This window comes from Alphaproteobacteria bacterium (genome assembly GCA_016124955.1).
Taxonomy (GTDB): domain Bacteria; phylum Pseudomonadota; class Alphaproteobacteria; order UBA9219; family RFNS01; genus RI-461.
The window spans coordinates 249949-272030 of the sequence record WGMR01000007.1 but is presented as its reverse complement, the minus strand read 5'-3'; the positions used below and the strand labels follow the sequence as shown (position 1 = coordinate 272030).

17 protein-coding genes and 1 pseudogene are annotated in these 22082 nt (G+C 61.4%); 14 read left to right on the top strand and 4 right to left on the bottom strand.

All coding sequences use genetic code 11. From position 1 onward, the window contains the following. Positions 1 to 34: 34 nt before the first annotated feature. The 5 genes from hflB to GC131_07160 all read left to right on the top strand — a co-directional run bounded on the left by hflB (position 35) and on the right by GC131_07160 (position 6027). On the top strand, positions 35 to 1972 hold the full coding sequence (hflB, locus tag GC131_07180) for an ATP-dependent zinc metalloprotease FtsH (protein ID MBI1273849.1): 1938 nt from the start codon (positions 35 to 37) through the stop codon (positions 1970 to 1972). Positions 1973 to 2106: 134 nt separating this feature from the next. Further along, positions 2107 to 2478, top strand: coding sequence for a hypothetical protein (locus GC131_07175; GenBank protein ID MBI1273848.1), 372 nt, complete (start codon positions 2107 to 2109; stop codon positions 2476 to 2478). A gap of 20 nt (positions 2479 to 2498) precedes the next feature. Further along, the gene (locus GC131_07170) at positions 2499 to 2696 is read left to right on the top strand and encodes a hypothetical protein (GenBank protein MBI1273847.1); all 198 of its coding nucleotides are present in this window, start codon (positions 2499 to 2501) and stop codon (positions 2694 to 2696) included. 45 nt (positions 2697 to 2741) lie between these two features. Beyond that, positions 2742 to 4022: a cation/H(+) antiporter gene (locus tag GC131_07165; GenBank protein ID MBI1273846.1), complete on the top strand. Its 1281-nt coding sequence runs from the start codon at positions 2742 to 2744 to the stop codon at positions 4020 to 4022. 52 nt (positions 4023 to 4074) lie between these two features. Then, on the top strand, positions 4075 to 6027 hold the full coding sequence (locus tag GC131_07160; GenBank protein ID MBI1273845.1) for a hypothetical protein: 1953 nt from the start codon (positions 4075 to 4077) through the stop codon (positions 6025 to 6027). Positions 6028 to 7102: 1075 nt separating this feature from the next. On the opposite strand, the pseudogene GC131_07155 reads toward GC131_07160, so the two are convergent. Further along, positions 7103 to 7387, bottom strand: a pseudogene (locus tag GC131_07155) (hypothetical protein). 633 nt (positions 7388 to 8020) lie between these two features. Between GC131_07155 and GC131_07150 the strand changes: the two are divergent. The 8 genes from GC131_07150 (at position 8021) to GC131_07115 (ending at position 18021) form a co-directional block, all read left to right on the top strand. Next, the gene (locus GC131_07150; protein MBI1273844.1) at positions 8021 to 9355 is read left to right on the top strand and encodes a phosphoglucosamine mutase; all 1335 of its coding nucleotides are present in this window, start codon (positions 8021 to 8023) and stop codon (positions 9353 to 9355) included. A gap of 4 nt (positions 9356 to 9359) precedes the next feature. Then, positions 9360 to 10223: a transporter substrate-binding domain-containing protein gene (locus tag GC131_07145; protein MBI1273843.1), complete on the top strand. Its 864-nt coding sequence runs from the start codon at positions 9360 to 9362 to the stop codon at positions 10221 to 10223. 93 nt (positions 10224 to 10316) lie between these two features. Further along, positions 10317 to 11522: a phosphoserine transaminase gene (locus GC131_07140; protein ID MBI1273842.1), complete on the top strand. Its 1206-nt coding sequence runs from the start codon at positions 10317 to 10319 to the stop codon at positions 11520 to 11522. Between the two features lie 56 nt (positions 11523 to 11578). After that, complete coding sequence (locus GC131_07135) at positions 11579 to 13159, top strand: phosphoglycerate dehydrogenase (protein ID MBI1273841.1); 1581 nt, start codon at positions 11579 to 11581, stop codon at positions 13157 to 13159. A 135-nt stretch (positions 13160 to 13294) separates the two neighbouring features. Then, positions 13295 to 13891, top strand: a complete 597-nt coding sequence (locus GC131_07130; GenBank protein ID MBI1273840.1) for a hypothetical protein — start codon at positions 13295 to 13297, stop codon at positions 13889 to 13891. Between the two features lie 187 nt (positions 13892 to 14078). Next, complete coding sequence (locus GC131_07125; GenBank protein MBI1273839.1) at positions 14079 to 15371, top strand: adenylosuccinate synthase; 1293 nt, start codon at positions 14079 to 14081, stop codon at positions 15369 to 15371. A 91-nt stretch (positions 15372 to 15462) separates the two neighbouring features. Continuing rightward, complete coding sequence (locus GC131_07120) at positions 15463 to 17499, top strand: serine/threonine protein kinase (protein MBI1273838.1); 2037 nt, start codon at positions 15463 to 15465, stop codon at positions 17497 to 17499. Between the two features lie 24 nt (positions 17500 to 17523). After that, entirely contained in the window at positions 17524 to 18021 is a 498-nt protein-coding gene (locus GC131_07115; GenBank protein MBI1273837.1) for a hypothetical protein, read from the top strand. A 14-nt stretch (positions 18022 to 18035) separates the two neighbouring features. Here the strand turns inward: GC131_07115 and rpoH are convergent, their stop codons facing one another. Further along, positions 18036 to 18950, bottom strand: coding sequence for an RNA polymerase sigma factor RpoH (gene rpoH / locus GC131_07110; GenBank protein MBI1273836.1), 915 nt, complete (start codon positions 18948 to 18950; stop codon positions 18036 to 18038). Between the two features lie 133 nt (positions 18951 to 19083). Beyond that, complete coding sequence (locus GC131_07105) at positions 19084 to 20094, bottom strand: RluA family pseudouridine synthase (protein ID MBI1273835.1); 1011 nt, start codon at positions 20092 to 20094, stop codon at positions 19084 to 19086. A gap of 201 nt (positions 20095 to 20295) precedes the next feature. On the opposite strand from GC131_07105, the gene GC131_07100 reads away from it, so the two are divergent. Beyond that, positions 20296 to 20643: a hypothetical protein gene (locus GC131_07100; GenBank protein ID MBI1273834.1), complete on the top strand. Its 348-nt coding sequence runs from the start codon at positions 20296 to 20298 to the stop codon at positions 20641 to 20643. Between the two features lie 27 nt (positions 20644 to 20670). Here GC131_07100 and GC131_07095 read toward each other — a convergent pair whose 3' ends face one another. Further along, on the bottom strand, positions 20671 to 22065 hold the full coding sequence (locus GC131_07095) for a prepilin-type N-terminal cleavage/methylation domain-containing protein (protein ID MBI1273833.1): 1395 nt from the start codon (positions 22063 to 22065) through the stop codon (positions 20671 to 20673). Positions 22066 to 22082 lie beyond the last annotated feature (17 nt).

Below are 22082 nucleotides of genomic sequence, written 5' to 3'. Positions count from 1 at the left end.
TAGTGGCACAAGCCTTCCCGGAAAGGACTGAAATTTGAACCAGTTTGGCAAAAACCTGGCGCTTTGGGTTGTCATCGGCTTGCTGATATTCGCGCTGTTCGACGTTTTCCAAAGCTCGTCCTCCACGCCCGCCGCCAGCAGCGTTCCCTTTTCCGATTTTCTCACGCGGGTCGAAGAAGGCATGGTTACCGACGCGACCATCAAAGGCAATGTGGTCACCTTCCATATCCGCGATGCCGCCACGCCGGCATCCACCTATCTGCCGCCTGACGCCAATATCGTTGACCGGCTGATCGCCAAGAACGTCAAGGTCAATGCTGTGGCGGATGAAAAGGATATTCCGACATTCTGGGGCGTTCTGCTTTCCTGGTTCCCGATGCTGCTTCTGATCGGCGTCTGGATTTTCTTCATGCGCCAGATGCAATCAGGCAGCGGTCGCGCCATGGGTTTTGGCAAAAGCCGCGCCCGCTTGCTGACCGAAAAAACCGGCAAGGTCACGTTCGAAGATGTCGCGGGCGTGGACGAAGCCAAGCAGGAGCTGCAGGAAGTCGTGGAATTCCTGAAGGACCCGCAAAAATTCCAGCGTCTGGGCGGCAAGATACCCAAGGGCGTGCTGCTGGTCGGCCCGCCGGGCACCGGCAAAACGCTGATCGCGCGCGCGGTGGCGGGCGAAGCGAATGTGCCGTTTTTCACCATTTCCGGTTCGGACTTCGTTGAAATGTTTGTCGGCGTCGGCGCCAGCCGCGTGCGCGACATGTTCGAACAGGGCAAGAAAAACGCGCCCTGCATCATCTTCATCGACGAAATCGACGCCGTCGGCCGCCATCGCGGCGCAGGGCTTGGCGGCGGCAACGATGAGCGCGAACAGACGCTCAACCAGCTGCTGGTCGAAATGGACGGGTTCGAGGCCAACGAAGGCGTGATTTTAATCGCGGCCACCAACCGGCCCGACGTGCTCGATCCCGCCCTGCTCCGCCCGGGCCGCTTTGACCGCCAGGTGGTGGTGCCCAACCCGGATATCACCGGGCGCGAAAAAATCCTTAAGGTCCATATGCGCAAGATCCCGCTTGCCGCCGATGTCGAACCGCGCGTGATCGCGCGCGGCACGCCCGGCTTTTCCGGCGCCGATCTGCAAAACCTTGTGAACGAAGCGGCGCTGATGGCCGCCCGCGCCAACAAAACGCAGGTTGGCATGATCGAGTTCGAGGCGGCGAAGGACAAGGTCATGATGGGCGCCGAGCGGCGTTCGATGGTCATGACCGAGAAGGAAAAGGAACTGACGGCGTACCACGAAGCCGGGCACGCGCTCGTGATCCTGCATGTGCCGCAACATGACCCGCTGCACAAGGTCACCATCATCCCGCGCGGGCGGGCGCTTGGTGTCACCATGCATCTGCCGGAGCGCGACAAGCTGAGCATGAGCAAGCTCGAGCTCGAATCCCGCCTCGCCGTCATGTTCGGCGGTCGCATCGCCGAGGAAATCATCTTCGGCCCCGAAAACGTCACCACCGGCGCGGGCAACGATATCCAGCAAGCCACCGGCATCGCCCGCCGCATGGTCACGGAATACGGCATGTCGGAAAAGCTTGGCCGCGTGCGCTACAACCCGAACGAACAGGAAGTGTTCCTCGGCCATTCGGTAACGCAGACACAGAATGTTTCCGAAGCCACATCCAAGATCATCGACGACGAAGTGCGCCGTTTGATCGAGGAAGGCGAACGTACCGCCCGCACGGTCCTGACGACGCATACGGACGGGCTGCATACGCTCGCCAAGGCGCTGCTGGAATACGAAACGCTTTCGGGCGACGAGGTTAAGGCCTTGCTGGCCGGTAAATCGATCCGGCAGGATGACGACACCCCGCCCGCGCCGGAACCTGCAACGCCGGGCAAGCGCACCTCCGTTCCCGTGGCAAAAGACGAAAAGGAAGCCGGCAGCTTCCCGCCCGGAAGCCAGCCGCAAGGCGCGTAACACTACTGGAAAAAGTTTCCGTTACAACACCCTGTATGGTTAACGCGGGTTCGCGATGCATGCGCGTTGCAAGGCCATCGGTTTAGGCATATTAATATCGCCATATTCGGCACTGTATTTTTTATGGAAGCACTATGGCAGAGCAAGAAATCACTCTCCTGCCCGAAACGGAACGACAGCTTGCTTCGATTGGCATCGACAACGCGGCACTCGTGCAATTTCGCCGCGCCGCGGCAATCGGCACGACGGTGGGTCTCGGCGGCGCATCCGTCACGCTGGCTTTCGTGCCCGAATCAACCCTGCCGACGGCATGGCCGGTGATTGGCAACCTCATCCACCTTGTGCTGCAGCTCGACCCTGTGTTCCTGATTGGCGTGACGGCAGCTTCGGCCGTCGTTTCGGCCTATCTCGTCAAGAACTTCTACTTCAGCCCAAGAGACGCGGATTATGTGAGGGCGCAGTTTTCCGGCCTTGACCGCTATCTGCCTCCGGGGCCGGGTTCATGAGATTTGACATACGCTCTCTTATGGCCGTTGCAGCTGCCGCGCTGGTTGGCTCGGGCATATCCAAGATGCTCGGCTATTCTTTCGCCGCGAAGATGCTGCTTAGCTTTGGGGTAGGCGTACCGGCCTTGCTTGCAACGGCATTCGTGGTTTCGCTGGCTTCGACATACCTCTATATCGGCGCGGCCCGGCTAAAAAATTGCCTGCACCTGCGGAAATAGCGGTTTCAAGGCCAAAAAGCCCTTTCACCACGGCGCCGCCACAATATAATAATAAAAGAGCCGCCCGTAACCCCCGATAGGAAGGCCCGACCCGTGGAACACACCACCTCCCTGACGCATTTTGCCATCATTCTGGCGGCTGCGTTCATCGGCGGCGTCGTATTCCAGCGGCTGCGCCAGCCCATGCTGGTCGGCTACATCCTCGTCGGCGTGCTGTTCGGGCCGCATGTGCTCGGGCTCGTGCATGGGCAGGAAAGCATATCCCTGATGGCCGAGGTCGGCATCCTGCTGCTGCTTTTCCTCGCCGGCATGGAAATTCACCTCGAACGCTTCATGTCGATCGCGCGTATATCGCTGATCACCTGCGCGCTGCAAATCGCGATCGGCCTCGCGGCCATGTTCCTGTTCGGCTTCTTCCTCGATTGGCCGCTCAGCCGCTCCGTCCTGCTCGGTTTCGCTCTTTCGCTCAGCAGCACGGCGGTCGCGCTCAAGATCGTCGAGGATATGGGGCTCAAGGCCACGCGGCAGGGTGAAACCTGCACCGGCATTCTGGTGGCGCAGGATATAGCCGTGATCCCGATGCTGCTGATCATCGGCGCCATGAATACGCATGAAGGTTTCAATTATATCGGCATCGCCCGGCTGTTTATCGCGGTCGCGCTGATCGTCGTGATTATGTTCGTCCTTCTCAAACGTCCGCGCCTGCTCGATTGGCTGTGGAGCAAGGTCCGTCATATCCGCGAAGATGCGGTGCAACGTCAAGGCGCGTTGATGGCCATGGCCTTCTGTTTTTCCGCCGCCGCGCTTTCGGGCCTGCTCGGTCTTTCGGCCGCCTACGGCGCTTTCCTTGCCGGGCTGGCGCTCGGGCAAACGCGGCACAGCAAGCGCCTCGAAGAACAGACCAAGCCGATCTTCGAAGTCATGATCATGGTGTTCTTCCTCTCGATCGGGCTTTTGATCGATCTTTCGTTCCTAAAAGAACATATTATCAGCGTGCTGGCACTGGTGTTCTTTGCGATGTGCATGAAGACGGTGGCGAACTATCTGATCCTGCATATGCAGGGCATGGAGCGGCAGGAAGCGGGCAGGATAGGCGCGGTGCTGGCGCAGATAGGCGAATTTTCCTTCGTGCTCGCCGCCATGGGGCTTGAGGTCAAGACCATCGACCTCGACAGTTACAAATACGTCGTCGCCGTCATATCGCTCAGCCTGATGGCGACGCCGCTCTGGCTTTTCAGCTTGCAGAAAATGCGCCTGTTCCAGCGCGTTGACGTCGCCATCCTGCAAGGCCGCCGCTGGTGGCGCAGGCGCAACCAGCTGCAATAACGCCGGCAGCCCGGGTTTGCCGCCGGGCGCTTCTTCACTTATCCTCCCGCCCATGCATCATGCGCGCCCCCTGCCCGCCGACAGGCTTTGGCAAAAAACCCTGCTGATCGTCCTGCTTTATGTGGGCGCAAGCTATTTCATCAACCCCGCCAGCCCGTTTCTGAACGGGCATTTTATCGACCCGGACGATTACGCCCGCTTCGTGCAGGTGTTCAACTGGCTCGATCACCCCGGCGGGGTGCTGGCGGGCTGGTATGATTTTACCCAGCCCCGGCTCGATCCCGGCGCGGCGCAGCCCTTCGTGCTTGATTGGTCGCGCTTGCCCGATCTGCCGCTCGCGGCGGGCGTTGCGCTGCTTTCGCCGCTTTTTGGCCGCCTCGGCGCGGCGCTGCTGACCGGTTTTTTCGTCCCGCTTCTTCTTCTGATCGTGCTGATCGGAACATGGTCGGAAATGGCGCGGCTGCTCGTGCGGCGCAGCTGGCTGTGGCTGGTGCCGCCGATGGCGCTGTTCTTCATGCCGGCGGTGCGCGAAGTGATGCCGATGCGGGTCGATCATCACGGCTGGCAAATCATCCTTGCCGGCATCGCCTTCACCTGTTTGTCCCACGGCATCCTGCGCGGCAGCGTTCGCTGGCTGTGCGGCGCGGCGGCCTTCCACGCGCTTGGCGTCGCGGTCGGCGCCGAAAGCATGCTTTGGATGCTGGCCTCGCTCGGCTGGCTCGCCATGCTGGCGGTTTGCAGGCCGAACGATGTGCGCAATTGGCCGCGCCTTGCGGCTATGTTCGCGGGCGCGCTGACGCTGTGTTTGCTTGTCCTGTTGCCGTTTGTGCGCGCGCCGGGCGAATGGCTTGTTCTGCAATTCTTCCGCCTGTCGCTGGCACAGGCGGCGTTCGCGGCGCTTGCGGCGCTTGCGCTTGCGCTGTTCCGGCTGGCTGCGCGCGGCACGCGCGATATCGCCGTGCGTTTCGTCATCATGGCTTTTATCGCGGCGCTGGCCGGTGTGGCCTTCTTCCAGCTCGTGCCGCTGGCGGCGGGCGGCGTCTATGCGGAAATGAGCGCGGATAATACGCGCCTGATCCTCGATAAGGTTGTCGAAGCAAAGCCGCTGCTGGAGCGGCTGGGGGGCCTGCGCTTCAATATCCTCGGTATTGCCGCCTATACGCCTTTTATCACCTGGAATTTCCTTTGGCCGCTGCTGGCGCTTTCTATCGCCGCGCGACGCTGTACACGCACGCGCGGGCGGCAACAATTGCTGTGGCAAACTTTCACATGGTTCCTCGCCATCAGCACGGGCATGACCATGTTCTGGCAGGCACGGGTCGATAGCTTCGCGCATCTTTTCGCGCTGCCGGTCATGGCGTGGGCAGGGGTGGCGTGCTGGCACAATTATGCGAAGCGTTTTTCCGGCCGCACGCTGCATTACAAACAGCTGCTTTTGCTTTTGTGGCTGGGGCCGCTGCCGATTTTGATCATCCCCGCCATCGCCGACGGGCGCCCGCTGATGCCCAACACCCTTTTTTATCTGGCGCAAATGCCGCCGCACCCCTGCGCGCCGGGTGATTTGGTCAAGGTGCTGAATGACCCGAAGGGCCTTGGTGCGAAACAGCAGAATATCATCACCACCATGGGCGCGGGGCCGGAATTCCTGTTCCGCACGCAGCACGGTATCTATGCCGCGCCCTATAACGTGACAGGCAACAGCTTCGTGGACGAATTCCTGCGCAGCACCGACAGCGAAAAGGCCCATGCCATGGCACGGGAACGCGGCGCCACGCTTGCGCTTTTATGCGTCAATGCGGTGCATAGCCACTGGCTGCCGGGCGATGCGGCGCAGGCCGAACTTGAGGCGGGCCGGCTGCGCACCCTGCACAAAGACGTACCGGCATCGCTGCAGGCGCGGCGGCAACTGCTGGGCCGGATGCTGACGCTGGATGCCCCGCCATGGCTTGAGCGTATCGTTCTGCCCTTCAAGACCAACTATGTTTTGTATAGAATCAAGCCATGATCGCACCGGCCCGCTTTTTTGACCGCTTCTTCAAACCGCCCTACCCGTGGCTGCCGCAGCTTGTGTTCGTTTTTGTTGTCACCAGCTTTCTGTTCCATTCGCTGAGTCCGCTGCATACCGGCCGCCTGCAGGACCCGGACGATTACACCCGGCTGGTGCAGGTCATGAACTGGCTGACACATGAAGGCGGCCCTCTGGCCGGCTGGTACGATACCGTCCAGCCGCGACTGAACCCCGGGGAAAATTTTGTCGTGCCATGGTCGCGGCTGGTTGATCTGCCGCTGGCGGGGTTTACGGCGCTGTTCGCGGCCTCCGGCTTGCCGCTGAAGCTGGCGGCACTGTATGCCGCGCTGATCGTGCCGGTGATTCTTTTTCTGCTGCTGCTCAAGCTTCTGCCGGTCATGGCCGCGCCCGTTACGGGCAAGGATTATGCGAAACTGGTCACGCTTTTTGTGCCCTTCACCCACACATTGCTGTTCCAGTTCACGCCCGGGCGGGTCGATCACCATGCGTGGCAACTGCTGATCGCCGGGTTCGGGCTTGCGGCGCTGATCCGGCTGGTGCAACGCCCGTACGCGATCAAATGGGCGGTGGCAGCGGGCATAACCTTTGCTTGCGGTTTCTGGATCGGGGCCGAAATTCTGCCATGGCTGATGCTTTTCACGCTCTGCCTCGGCATCGCGCGGCTCAGCGACCCGTTCGCGATGGAACGGTCCGGCACCATATTCGGCGCTTCGCTGTTCCTTGCCAACCTTGCGCTGCTGCCGATGGCACGCCCGCCGGAAATGCTGATGGAGCTGAGCATCAGCTGGTATTCCGCCGCCTATGTGCTGGCGGCGTTTGCGGTGTTCCTGTGGCTTGCGGGGATCGAATTTGTGGCATGCCGCACGCTCGATATACGCAAACGTTTCCTGCGTGCCGCGGCAATCGGCATTGTGATCGCCTGCGGCGTCGCGCTGGCGCTGCCACAAGCCTGGCACGGCATTTATGCCGACTACAAGCCCGCGGTAGCCGCGCACATCATGCAAAATGTAATCGAAGCGCAGCCCTTCACCTATCAGCTTAGCCATACGACCTACGATCCGCAGGGTGTCATGGCCCTGCTGGCGCGCTTTTGCACCTTCATCCTTTTCCCGCTGGTCGGCGCGGCCATCAGCTGGCGGCGGCACATTCTGGCGCGCGACGCCACCAGGATTATCTGGCTGTTCTTCGCGCTTTTCACCAGCGCGGCCGTCCTGCTGCAAATTTTCTGGCAAATGCGGGTCACCAGCTTCGCTTGCCTGTTCGCGCTGGTGCCCGCCACCGCGCTGCTTCTGCAATTGCGCGAAGCGCTGGCGCACGGCGAGGCGGCGGTGCAGCGGCGCGTTTACTTCACGGGCAAGCTGCTGCTGCTTGGCGTCGTGATCGCCTTCGGCGCTACCACCGCGCGCGGCGAACGGCCGTGGCTTGATGTGTTGTTGTTCCCCATGACCCACAAGAAGCTCGATTGCAATCTGCCGCCGGTCGCACGCTATCTTGAAGAAACCTATGGAAAACCGATGCTGATCATGAACGATATCAATGACGGAGCGGAACTTCTGTATCGCACGAAACACAGCGTGTTCGCCGCGCCCTATAACACCGCCGGCAATCTGGTGCCCGACAATTTCTTTTCAAGCATCGACGATAAGGCGGCGCACAACATATTGCTCAATAACAAGGCCGACCTCGTGCTGATCTGCCGTTACTACAGCATCGCCTACGATACGCAGGAAGGCGTGCCGGAAACGGAGCCGACTTTGGCCGCCCGGCTGGCTGCGGGCGACCCGCCCGCATGGCTGAAGCCCGTGCCGCTGCCCGAAGGCAGCGATTACAAGCTCTACCGCCCGGCTGGCAAATAGCGGGCAGCGCGGGGCTTTCCCCGGGGGTAACAAAACGTAACAATCCCCGCATTGCTTTATGCGGGTTTTGCCCCGTAAAATAGGCCCGCAACCCGGCCAGGAACGGAACAGGCATGACCCGCAAATATTTCGGCACAGACGGCATCCGCGGCAAGGCGAACGAACCGCCGATGACGGCTGAAATCGCGCTGCGCGTGGCGCAGGCGGCGGGCGCCGTGTTCCAGCGCGGCGAACACCGCCATCGCGTCGTGATCGGCAAGGATACGAGGCTTTCCGGCTATCTGCTCGAACCCGCGCTTACGGCCGGGTTCATCAGCATGGGGATGGATGTCATTTTGCTCGGTCCGCTGCCAACGCCCGCCGTCGCCATGCTCACGGGCAGCCTGCGCGCCGATCTCGGCGTTATGATATCCGCCTCCCACAATCCGTTTGAAGATAACGGCATCAAGCTGTTCGGGCCCGACGGCTATAAACTTTCCGACGAACTCGAAAGCCGGATCGAGGCCCTGATCGAAAGCCCGGCCGCCCCGGTGCCATCAGACCAGCTGGGCCGCGCTAGCAGGCTCGATGACGCGATCGGCCGCTATGTGGAATGGGTCAAGGGCACCTTCCCGCCCGGGCTGCGGCTTGACGGCATGAAGATCGTGGTCGATTGCGCCAACGGCGCCGCCTATAAGGTCGCGCCCGCCGTGCTGTGGGAGCTGGGGGCCGAAGTGGTGCCGATTGCGATCTGGCCCAACGGCCGCAACATCAACAGCAATTGCGGTGCCACCGCGCCGGAAATGATGCAGGAAGCCGTGATCGCGCACGAAGCCGATATCGGCATCGCGCTTGACGGCGATGCCGACCGCTTGATCGTGGCGGACGAACGCGGCAAGCGCGTGGACGGCGATCAGCTTATGGCGCTGATCGCACAATCATGGGCGAAGGTCGGACGGCTCAAGGGCAACGCCGTCGTGGCGACCGTGATGTCCAACCTCGGGCTCGAACGGTTCCTGAAACAACAGCAAATCGCGCTGCATCGCACCGCCGTGGGCGACAGGTACGTAACCGAACACATGCGCGCCAGCGGCTGCAATCTTGGCGGCGAACAATCGGGCCACATGATTCTAAGCGATTATTGCACCACCGGCGACGCGCTGATCGCGGCGCTGCAGGTTCTGGCCGTGATCCGGCAGGGCGGGCGCAAGGCCAGCGAAACGCTTAATCTTTTCAAGCCGTTGCCGCAAATATTGCATAACGTCGCCGCGCCGCCCGAAGTGCTGGAAATGCCCGCCGTGAAGCGCGCGATCGAAGCGGCGGAGGTGAAGCTGAACGGCAACGGACGCATCCTGATCCGCCGTTCGGGCACCGAACCTGTCGTGCGCGTGATGGCGGAAGGCGACGATGAAAAGCTTGTGCGCGCGCTGGTCGATGAACTTTCAGCCGTGATCGAAAAGGCTGCCTGACCCCATGAAAGCGCCCGGAACAATCGTTCTTGCCGCCCTGGTCGCTGCCGTCGCGGGCTGGGCCGCCGCGTCTTTCACGCAGCAGCCGGGCGAAAGCGCCGCCGCAGCGCAATCCGCCACACCGGTCTATGACAGGGTGATGGCGGCGGGGAAAATCCGCTGCGGCTATGCGCATTGGGAACCTTCCAATATCGTCGCGCCCGACGGATCGGGCCAAAGCGGCACGGGCTACGACCTGATGGAGGAAATCGGGCGGCGCCTGTCGCTGCAGATCGAATGGGCGCAGGAAGTCGGCTGGGGCACGGCGGTCGAGGATGTCGCGAGCGGCAAGTATGACGCCGTTTGCACGCTGATGTGGCCCAATTCGGGCCGCGCGCGGCGGGTCGATTTCAGCGCGCCGGTCAACTACAGCAAGATCAGCGTTTTCGTGCGTGCAGACGATAACCGCTTCAGCGAAAATCTTGGCATGCTCAACGACCCGGCCTACACGGTTAGCTATGTCGATGGCACCACGCCGCAGGTGATCGTGCGTTCGCACTTCCCGCAAGCCAAGGTCGTTTCCTTCCCCGAACTGACCGCGACATCGGAAAATGCGGTCGCGGTCGCGGCAGGCAAGGCCGATTTCATGGTCTGGGATCTTTACAACGGCTCCATGTTCATCAAAAACAATCCGGGCAGTATCAAGCCGCTGTCCAAAGCCGTGTTGTATTTCGCGAACGCCTTCCTGCTGCCGGCCGATCCGCGCTTCAACGCCATGATCGACCACGCGATCCGCGAAATCGTGGCCGACGGCACCTTCGATCGCATCCTCGATAAATACGGTGTGCGCGAATATTTCAGCCCGCTCGCAAAGCCCTATAACGACTAGGTTTTTCCGCCGTTGATTAGCGCCGTATTTGGGCGTAGAAAGTCGGTGGGCCGCGGCTCCCCAACGAGCCGTAACAGTACGCGAGTATTTTCAATGCCTTTACAGCAACAGGCGGCGCAGACGCCTTCAAACACTGCGAAACCCACCCTTCGCCCCAAAAATCCCTGCTTTTCATCCGGCCCCGCCGCCAAGCGGCCCGGCTGGACCATCGATGCGCTGAAAGGCGCGCTGCTCGGCCGTTCGCACCGCGCCAAGCCGTGCAAGGAACGCATCGCCGAGGCGATTGACCTTTCGCGCAAGCTGCTCGGACTGCCCGATGATTACCTGATCGGCATTGTGCCCGCTTCCAACACCGGCGCCGTGGAAATGGCGCTGTGGTCGATGCTGGGCCCGCGTCCGGTCGATGTGCTGGCGTGGGATGTTTTCGGCGCCACATGGCTGACCGATATCACCAAGCAGCTCAAACTTGAAAACGTCCGCACCTTCAAGACCGAACATGGCACGCTGCCCGATCTTGCGAAGGTCGATTGCGACCATGACGTGGTGTTCACATGGAACGGCACCACGGCCGGCGTTTGCGTGCCGGATGCCGAATGGATCCCGGCTGATCGCAAGGGCCTGACGATCTGCGATGCCACCTCCGCCGTTCTGGCGATGGATATGGATTGGTCCAAGCTCGATGTCGTCACCTATTCGTGGCAAAAGGTGCTGGGCGGCGAAGCCGCGCACGGCATCCTTATCCTTTCGCCGCGCGCGGTCGAACGGCTTGAAAGCTACAAGCCCGCATGGCCATTGCCCAAGCTGTTCCGCATGACCAAGGACGGCAAGGTCAATCTGGGTATCTTCAAGGGCGAAACCATCAACACGATCTCGATGCTGTGCATCGAGGATGTGATCGACGCGTTGAAATGGGCCCACGGCATCGGCGGCCGCCCCGCGCTGATGAAGCGCACGGCCGCCAGCTGCAAGGCGATCGAGGCCTGGGTCGCGGCCACGCCATGGATCGAATATATGTGCGGCGATCCGCGCGCGCGTTCGACAACCTCGGTCACGCTCAAATTCGCGGACCCCGCCATCACCGGCCAGCCGGTCGAAGCGCAGTGGGATTTCGTGAAAAAGCTCGGCGCGTTGCTCGATAAGGAAGGCGTGGCCCACGATATCAACGGCCATCGCGACGCGCCGCCGGGGCTGCGTCTTTGGTGCGGCGGCACGGTCGATCCCGATGATGTGGCGGCGCTGCTGCCCTGGATCGGTTGGGCCTATGCCCAAACGCTGGCGACGTTGAAGGCCGCGGCCTGAAACCCGCGCCGTTCGCGCCTCTTTTCCATCATCCCTCTTTTTTGAAAGAACAGACCATGCCCAAAGTCCTTATCCCCGACGCCCTTTCACCCGCCGCCGTAAAAATCTTCAAGGAACGCGGAGTCGAGGTCGATGAACGCGAAGGCATCAAGGCCGACGAGCTGATCAAGATCATCGCCGATTATGACGGCCTCGCCATTCGCTCGAGCACCAAGGTCACGAAGGAATTGCTGGCGGCCGCGCCGCGGCTCAAGGTTGTTGGCCGCGCCGGTATCGGGGTTGATAACGTCGATGTCCCCGCCGCCACCGCGCGTGGCGTTTGCGTCATGAATACGCCGTTCGGCAATTCCATCACCACGGCGGAGCATGCGATCGCCATGATGTTCGCGCTCGCCCGCCAGATTCCCGCCGCCGACATTTCGACCCAGGCCGGCAAATGGGAAAAGAAGCGTTTTATGGGCGTCGAGCTTTCGGGCAAGGTGCTGGGCGTGATCGGCTGCGGCAATATCGGCGCCATCGTCGCCGACCGCGCGCTCGGGCTCAAAATGAAGGTGATCGCGTTCGATCCGTTCCTGTCGGCCGACCGCGCCAAGCAGATCGGGGTCGAGAAGGTCGAGCTTGATGCGCTGCTTGCGCGCAGCGACTTCATCACGCTGCATACGCCGTTGACCGACAAGACACGCGGCATCCTCGATGCCAAGGCGCTCGCAAATTGCAAGAAGGGCGTTCGTATCATCAATTGCGCGCGCGGCGGGCTGGTTATCGAAGCTGATCTTAAGGCCGCGCTCGAAAGCGGTCAGGTGGGCGGTGCGGCGTTCGATGTGTTCGCGGAAGAACCGGCCAAAAACAATGTTCTCTTTGGCATGGAAAACGTGGTCTGCACGCCGCATCTTGGCGCTGCCACCAACGAAGCACAGGAAAACGTTGCGTTGCAGGTGGCCGAGCAAATGGCCGATTTCCTGCTCACCGGCGCAGTGACCAACGCGCTTAACATGCCTTCGGTTTCGGCCGAAGATGCGCCGAAGCTCCAGCCCTACATGAAGCTGGCCGAACAGCTCGGCAGCTTCGCCGGGCAAACGGTGGCGGACGGCATCAAATCGGCCACCGTCGAATATGAAGGCCAGGTGGCGGAGCTGAACACCAAGCCGCTGACCGGCATCGTACTGATGGGCCTGCTCAAGCCGCTTCTGGAAAGCGTCAACATGATCAACGCCCCCGTGATCGCGCGCGAACGCAACATCACGGTTTCGGAAACCAAGCGCGAGATTTCGGAAGGCTACCAGACACTGATCCGCGTCGTCATCGAAACCGACAAGGGCGAGCATCGCGTGGTCGGCACGCTGCTGGCGGGCGCCAAGCCGCGCATCTGCCGGGTCGATAAAATCGTGATCGAAGCCGAATTGACGCCGCGCATGCTGTTCATCAATAACGAGGACAAGCCCGGTTTTATCGGCAGGCTTGGCACCGCGCTCGGCAAGGCCAATATCAACATCGCCAACTTCAATCTTGGTCGCAACCAGAAGGCCGGGCAGGCGATGTCGCTCATCGCGATCGATAGCGCGATCGATGATACGCTGCTGAAGGAGATTTCCGCTCTTCCCGGCGTCGTCAAGGCCAAGGTATTGAACTTCGCCTGATCGCACCGGCCTGAGTCCCGGCCGCAACAGCCATTGAGTCTTTTGCGCCACAGTCGCGGCGCGGATCGCGGTTTTTTCGCGCGTTGCGCGTGACAACCCTAGGCAAATCAGATTCTTCCGTGATACGCCGAATCTATGGATGCGCGCAACGCCGAGCGGCTGGCCAAGGTTCTGGCCTTGATCGATTCCTCGCAAGAGGGGGAAGCGGGCACCGCCCTGCGCCTCGCCAAGAAAATCCTCGCCCGCGAAGGCCTCAATTTCTCCGATCTCACCCATAAAGCCGCCAACAGCGCGGGCGCGGGCGCAGCAAACCCGCAACATTTGCGCGCGCTCGGCCTTACGCAAGCGCAGCTCGAACAGCGCCTGAACGCGCTGCAGCACCAGTTCGAAGCGTTGCAGGATATTTCCGTGCAACAGGAAGATGAAATCCGCCAGTGGCAGGAACAGGTTCGCCGCCTGAAGGACACCGTAAGCAAAAGCCGCGACCAGATCCTTTACTGGCGCGGCGTCGCGCAGGACACCAGCGACAGGCTGTGGGATCTGGGCAAGCGCGTCGGGCCGCTGCAGGGCGTGCTCGTGCGCCAGACCGAAAAAGAAGCGGGCGCGCAGGCCACAAGTTTCACATCGCGGCGGCCGCTTGCGCGCCAGCATCTTGAGGCCTGGCGGGACTGGCTTTCGGAAAGCCTGCCGGGCGAGGAAAAGGGCACGGAAAAGCCAGAGTCAGGCCAATAATCAAGATATTGTTATTGTTGATATTTTTTACCAAGGGCAGCGTTTTTCCCCCTCCCCCCCGCGGTTTTTTTCTGATAGCTTTCCATCGCATAGCGTCCAATTGAACCGGGTTTGACCCGCTTGCGGCCATGCAAGCGCGGCGTTCAGCCGCGCCTTGTTCGGGCCGTGCCGGAAAGGAAAAAGTTTCATGAGCAATGTCGTGGTGGTTGGCGCCCAATGGGGCGACGAGGGCAAGGGCAAGATCGTCGATTGGCTTTCGAGCCGCGCCGATGTCGTCGTGCGTTTTCAGGGCGGCCACAATGCCGGCCACACGCTGGTCATCGACGGCACCGAATACAAGCTCAGCCTGCTGCCTTCGGGCGTGGTGCGGGGAGGCAAGCTTTCGCTGATCGGCAATGGCGTGGTCGTGAACCCGTGGGCACTGCTTGAAGAAATTTCCAAGATCGCCGCCAAAGGCGTGCGTATCACGCCCGAAACGTTGCGCGTCGCGGAAAATGCGCCGCTGATTTTGCCGCTGCATGCCGCGGTTGATAAGGCGCGCGAAAACGCGAAGGGCGACCGCAAGATCGGCACCACCGGCCGCGGCATCGGCCCCGCCTATGAAGACAAGGTGGCGCGCCGGGCGCTGCGCCTTTGCGACCTGGCTGACCCGGAAACCGTCCGCCGCAAGCTGCGCGAACTGGTCGAACACCACAACATCGCCCTGGCTCATTTCGGGGCCGAACTGTTCGATGTCGCAACACTGGAATCCGAACTGGCCGAAATCACGCCCAAGATCGTGCCCTACGCCGCCCCGGTCTGGCGGTTGCTCGATGATGCCCGCAAACAAGGCAAACGCATTCTGTTCGAAGGCGCGCAGGGCGCCATGCTCGATATCGACCACGGCACGTACCCCTACGTAACCTCCAGCAACACCGTGGCGGCTGCGGCTGCCAGCGGGTCGGGCATGGCGCTGCGCGGTCTGGGCCGTATTCTGGGCATCTGCAAGGCCTATACGACGCGGGTGGGCACCGGCCCCTTCCCGACCGAGGATATGGGTGAGGTGGGCGAGCATCTGGGCCGCGTCGGCAAGGAATTCGGCGTGGTCACGGGCCGCAAGCGCCGCTGCGGCTGGTTCGATGCCGTGTTGGTGCGCCAGGCGGTAAAGCTGGGCGGGATCGACGGCATCGCCCTGACCAAGCTTGACGTGCTCGATGAAATGCCCGAGCTGAAAATCTGTACCGGCTACCGCTGGCGCGGCCAGCAGATCGATTACCTGCCCGCCGCCGCCCATGCGCAGGAAGAGGTCGAGCCGGTCTATGAAACCCATGCCGGATGGCGGGAAACCACCCGCGGCGCCCGTTCATGGGCCGATTTGCCCGCAAGCGCGGTTAAATACGTCCGCCGTATCGAAGAACTGATCGAAGCCCCGGTTACGCTGCTTTCCACCAGCCCCGAGCGTGACGACACGATCCTTATGCAGGACCCTTTTGCGGATTGATGTGGCCCTTCGGCCCTAGCCCAAGGCCCGGAAATCACGTAACTTTTAGCGAATCACCATTCCCGGTGGCCTATAGCGCAGGATAACGGCTATGGCGCCTAGCGACGCTATTGACGACGTACCAACCATTACAGACGCCAGCGACAAGGTCGCTCTCGGCGTTAAATGCGAAATATTGCCCTCCTACCCCCAGCCGCTGCACGATAGCACGGGCGGCCCGGCTTTCGCCGCCCGGCTCAAAGGGTCAAGCCGGGCTGATCTTTTGGGCTACATCTGCAACAGCGGTTATCCCGCCCGCAGCGATATCGCGCAAATGCTGCGCGCCATCGACAACCGCTCCTTCATCAAGAACATTGACGGGCAGGTCGTGCAGTGGCCCGACGGCAAGCGCTATTACGCTTTCGTGACCGAACGCCCGGCTGCGCCGCGCTATTACACAGATCTGCAAAGCGTGCGCCAGCCTTTGCACGAAGATATAGTCGGCCGCCAGTTCGTCGCGCCGCTGACAAGCGCGCTGAGCGATATCGAAGCGGCAGGCACGGCCCACGGCGCGGTGCGGCTGACCAACATTTATTGGCAGGAAGGCGGCAGCACACCGCCGCAACTGGGCGAATGTCTTTCGGTGCCCAGCGGCATCGGGCAGCCGCTGCTGTTTGAATCGCCCGAACGGGCGGTGTGCCCGCCCCCCAACCGCGGCCCGGCCCAGACCTGTGACGACATGTACGGGCTTGGCGTATGCGCGGCGTTGATGACGCTGGGGCAAAATCCGATGCGCCAGCTCGATGACCAGACCATGCTGAGGATGAAGCTGGAGCGCGGTTCGTTCAACAGCTTCATGGGCAATGTCCGCCTGACCAGTTCGCTGACCGAACTTTTGCGCGGTCTGCTGGCCGACGACCCGCGCGCACGCTGGGATATCGAAGACCTTGAACAATGGGTCAATGGGCGGCGGCTGACCCCCAAGCCGGCCGAGTTTGGCCGCAAATCCACGCGCAGCTTCACCTTCGCCGACAAGGAATATTCGCAAGCCAAGACCATCGCCCGCGCCATGACCCAGAATATCGCCGCCGCCGTCAAGGTGCTGGAAACCGATGCGCTCGATAGCTGGCTGCGCCGCAGCCTGGGCGACGAAGCGCGCGCGGACGATCTCGCTTTCGCGCTCGAAACCGTCAAGGCCAAGGGCAAGACCCCGCGCTACGAAGATCTTTTGGTCACACACGTGTCCATGGCGCTTGATCCGATTGCGCCCATCATGTACCGGGGCGTCAATGTCATGCCGGGCGGCATCGCCTCGGCGCTCGCCGACGCCGTGCGCACGAACGGCAACGTACAGGTGCTTGGGGAAATTATCGGCAATCAGCTCGCGACCTTCTGGGTCAATTTGCAGAAAGAAGCGAAGACCGAACTGGTGCCGCTTTCGCAATCGATCGAAAAGGTAAAACCGCATATCGAGAAAAATTCATACGGCAGCGGGGTCGAGCGTGCCGCCTATGAATTGAACCCCGCCTTGCCCTGCCTCAGCCCCATGATTCTTTCGCAATATGTGCTGGCGCCGAAGGAGCTTCTGCCCGCTCTCGAAAGCATATCCCGCAGCTCCGCGCGGCCGCGCGAACCGATGGACAGGCACATCGCCGCATGGTGCATCGTGCGTGCGCGTAAAACCGATCGCACCTTCGCCCCGCTCGGTATGTCGGATAATCCGCAGCAGCGCGGGCTGGCCCTGATCAATCTGTTCGCCGACATGCAAAGCCGCTACGGCCCCGAACGGCTGCCGGGCCTGAGCCAATGGATCTACCCGCTGGCCGAACCGGTTGTGCACCGCTTCCATAACCGCCAGCTGCAGGAAACCCTGCGCGAGCAGCTAAAGCTTGCGGCCGAGCGCGGAAGCTTCGCGATGCTCGCCAAACTGGTCGATGATCCGCGCATGGTGCAGAAGGACGAACAGGAATTTGAAGCCGCGTCTTTGCTGCATGCCGCCGCGGCGCGCGAAATTCGCACCCTTGAGCGCCAGATTAAAAATCACAAGGAAACGGCCGACAAATATGGCCGGCCTGCCGCAACCTATGTTGCCTGCCTGATTGCGGTGGGCATGCTGATCATCAATATTTTTCGCGCCTTCAATAGCTAGGCGTGCGCATGAAGGGGGAACGAAATGGCAAAAGCTAAGGGCAAGGCACCAGCGGCCGCGGCGGCGGGCGCCACAGGGACCAAGAAAAAAGGCAGCGGCCCGGTCGGGCTGATCATGCTGGTGTGCGTGATGCTCGCAATCCTCGCGCCATCGGCATGCATCATCATACCCGGCATGCTGCCGGCGCTCGTATGCCTGATCAGCGACCGCGATAAGGAAAAGGCCGCCGGCATCACCGTCAGCGCCATGAACGCGGCCGGGGTCGCGCCGCTGGTGATCGAATTGTGGAAAATGGGCCACAGCTTCGACAGCGCCTTCACCATTCTGGGGCAGCCGCTTAACTGGCTGATCATGTATGGCGCGGCGGGCGTGGGCTGGGCGATCTATGCGACCGTACCCGCGATGATCGCGAGCCTTATGTCGGTGCATGCCGAAAGCCGCATCAAGATCCTGAAGGCCAATCAGGAAACGGTAAAGAAAATTTGGGGCGCCGATGTGGGCGGCGAACAGAATAACGGATAAATCGTTACTGACTGCTATTCGCGGCGCGCGCTGCCTTCGATCACGATGCCTTCGCTTCCGTCGATCATGCCCTGCCTGCGGGCTTCCATTTTGATGCTCTTTTCAAGCTTTTCGTACGCGCGTCCCTCGATCTGCCGTACCCGTTCGCGGCTGACGCCGAATTTCTGCGAAAGGTCTTCGAGCGTGGCGGGGCTCTCGCTCAGTCGCCGCGCTTCGATAATCGCGCGTTCGCGGGCATTGAGCGCTTGCATGGCGTTGCCGAGCAGCTTCTGGCGCTGCGTCAGCTCCTGCCGCTGGGAAAGCACGGTTTCCTGATCGGCGCTGTCGTCCGCCAGCCAATCCTGCCATTCTCCGCCCTCGCCGTCTTCGCGCAAGGGCGCGTTCAGCGAACGGTCGCCGCCGCCCGCAAGCCGGCGGTTCATATTCACAACCTCGGTTTCCGAAACCGCAAGGTCTTTCGATATCTTCTCAACCTGATCCGGAGTCAGATCCCCGCCATCGATCGCGCGCATTTCATTTTTCAAACGGCGCAGGTTGAAAAACAGCTTCTTCTGCGCCGCGGTGGTGCCGATTTTCACGAGCGACCAGGAATGCAAAATATATTCCTGGATCGCGGCCCTGATCCACCACATCGCGTAGGTGGAAAGCCGGAAGCCGCGCTCGGGGTCGAAGCGCTTGACCGCCTGCATCATGCCCAGATTGCCTTCGGCGATCAGCTCCGCCAGCGGCAGCCCGTAGCCGCGGTACCCCATGGCGATTTTTGCCACAAGACGAAGATGCGACGTAACGAGTTTGTGCGCCGCCTGCGTATCCGCCTTGTCGCGCCATGATTTTGCGAGCGTGTATTCTTCCTGTTTTTCCAGAATGGGAAATTTGCGGATTTCCTGCAGATAGCGCGCAAGGTTGCCGTCCGGCGAAATGGCCGGCATGCGGGGGGCGGGCGTTTGGGCGACCAGCGTGTTCATTATTCCGTTCCCGGCAAATATATGCCGCGTTTGCTATCCCAGTGATAGCAGGAAACCACGCCCCAAAAAACCCGGGCGATGCGGCAAAAATATGGCCTTATTTCTTGCCTGCTTTTTTTCGGCCCCCGGCAGGCGGCGCGGCTTTGCGTAAATCCCGCAAAAGCTTGGCAAAATCCGGCGGCAGCGGGGCCGCATATTCCCGCACCCGGCCGCTGCGCGGATGAACGAATCGCAGCATAGCGGCATGCAAAGCCTGGCGCGGGAACGCCGCCAATGCCGCCCTGGCAGCGTCCGCCCCGGCCTTGCCACGGCGGCTGCGCCCGTAAAGCTGATCGCCCGCCACCGGGTGGCCGATATGCGCCATGTGCACGCGGATTTGATGCGTGCGTCCGGTCGCCAGCCTGCATTCCACCAGCGCTCCCGTATCCGCGAACCTTTCAAGCACCTTATAATGCGTTAGTGCCGCGCGGCTGCCCGCGCCGCGCACAACAGCCATTTTCTTGCGGTTGATGCGGTGCCGCCCGACAGGCGCATCGATATCGCCCTTCGCAGGCGCAGGCACGCCCCATACAAGCGCGCTGTATGTGCGACTTAGTGTGCGGTCCGCGAACTGCGCCGAAAGCGCGCGATGCGCGGCATCGTTCTTGGCCACGACCATCAGCCCGCTGGTATCCTTATCGAGCCGGTGTACAATCCCCGGACGCGCCACGCCGCCGATGCCGCTCAGGCTCGCGCCGCAATGCGCGAGCAGCGCATTGACGAGCGTCCCTTCATGGTTGCCCGCGGCCGGGTGCACGACCATGCCCGCCGGTTTGTTGATCACGATCAGGTCCCTGTCTTCATGCACGATCGAAAGCGCAATTTTTTGTGCGCGCGGTGTGGCGGCGGTGGCGGCTGGCACGGTTATTTCATACCTGTCGCCCTCTTTCACCCGCGCATCGCCCCCCGCTTTCGCGTCAGGCCCGCGCACCAAACCCTGGCGCAAAAGCGACTGGAGCCGCGCGCGCGATATATCGGCCCCCGCCTCGGTCATCAAGGCAGGCAGCGCGCGGTCCAGCCGCGCGCCCGCTTGCGCGGCCGTAATCATGATTCTATGGGTTTTGGCCATGGCGGCAGGCATCCGGAAAACAAGGGTTAAGGCCTGTTTTAAGGGTTTATTTAGCATAACGGAACAAACTAATTGTATTCGCTGGTATAAAAGTCAAAATTTTGGCACGTTCCTGCTGTATCGTGTCTATTTAAGCTATTGGGAGGTTCCATGCGTTTTCTAGCTGCCCTGCTTCTGGCCCTGTGCCTAGCCGCCCCTTCCATGGCTGAAGACACTGTCCCGTCCGCAAACGTTCGCGATGCCGCGCCTTTTAACGGCTCATCCGCCCTGCTCGGCAAGGTTAGCTGCGCCACCAAGGCAAGCACCGGCTGCCTCGGCCTCAGCAGCACGATGGCGGTCACCGAAGCAAATGAATGCGTGCAGTGGAATTACAATATTTCCGGTTCCATGAGCGATTTCAAGCGCGCAGGGCCGCACGAAAAGTGCGTCATTCCCAACAAGGCATCGAAGGTTGAAAGTGTCGGCAACTACCGCTGGCCGGTTTGCTGCTATAGCGAACAGGCAAACAAAAGCTGCGGCCTGACCTGCTTCCTGTTCGTATCGCGCTGATACCGGGGGCGGCGTTGCCGCCCTTCCCTAGCGTTTCAGCCTTTCGATCTCGTGGCGCAGCGCCGCGTTTTCTTCGTGCAGCGCACGGATCGATTCGATAATCGGCCCAACAAGCTTGCCGTAATCCACCCCCTTGGTGCCATCAGCCTTGATCACGACCAGCTCGGGATAAACCTTCTCAACATCCTGCGCGATCAGGCCCATGCTTTCGCTGTCGTCGCTGTTCCAGCGGAAGCTCACGCCTTCGATCTGCAGCAACTTGTCCAGCGTGCCATCGAGCCGTACGATATCGTGCTTCAGGTTGCGATCCGAGGTATAGACGAACGCATTGGCGTTGACGGCGGCCGAGACCGTAAGATCGCCGCTGTTTACCGTCGCGGCGTCGCCCGAACCCGTGCCGGTAATCACAACCGCAGCGCCCGTACCGCCGGTATTGTTGAAGTTCGCAACGCCGGTCTTGCCCGCGGTCGCGCCAAGCACGATACGCCCCTGCCCCGTGATATCGCCGCCTGCGACGTTGAAGTTGCCGCCGCCGGTTGTCGCCGTGGTGTTCGCGCCCATGTAAACCTGCTGGCCGCCGAGCACGAGACTGGTGCTCATGGTGTTAAAGACGGGCGTCGTGGCATTGTCGCCCGGCAACAGAGAACGCGCCAGCCAGGGCGAAGATGTGCTGCTGTCCGCACTTACGAAAGTGCGCGAAGCGATGCGCCCGCCGCTTGAGGAAGCCGTGAAGCTTGACGCCGAACTATAGCTATTGATGTTGATGGCAAAGCCGCCGAACGCACCGCAGGCCCATTGTACCGGCGGCGAACCGCAGACATTGTTATTGGTATAAACGAACCCGCCATCGCCGCCCATAAGCGCGGCGATACGGCCGCCCTGCGTATCGGGAATAACGTTGGTACCGCCCGCATCGTTGGTGAGGATCATGAATTCATAGGCGGTCGGCGCCGAACCGAGCGTGCCGGAAACGCGCCGCACCTTGATTTCATAGGCCTGTCCATAAGGGTTGATGCTGGCTGCGGAAAAGCCGGAGGGCAAATAATCACAGAAATCGCGCCACAGCGAGGAGGCCGAGGGGGCCGAAGCCGTGCTCATCGGCGCGGTGGTTTTACAGTTGGTGCTGCCTGCGGGCGCGCCGGCGGCGGGAAGCGGAAGATTGAAAGTGCCGGTGGCAAGGTTATTTTGCCAGCTTGCGGTCGCGAGCCATTGCTGCCCGTTCGAGGAAGAAAGATAACCCTTCACCGCATTGGCCAGTTTCTGCATCTGGTCGGCCGCCGCCTGTTCCGCGAGCTGTTGCGTGCCCGATGACATCAACCGCCACAGCCCCGCGAACAACAAGCCCGCGATGGCGACGACGATGGCAAGTTCGACCAGCGTGAAACCCTTTTGTCCGGCGCGGCGTCTGGGAATTCTCAGCATGGCATATCCTTCTGTCT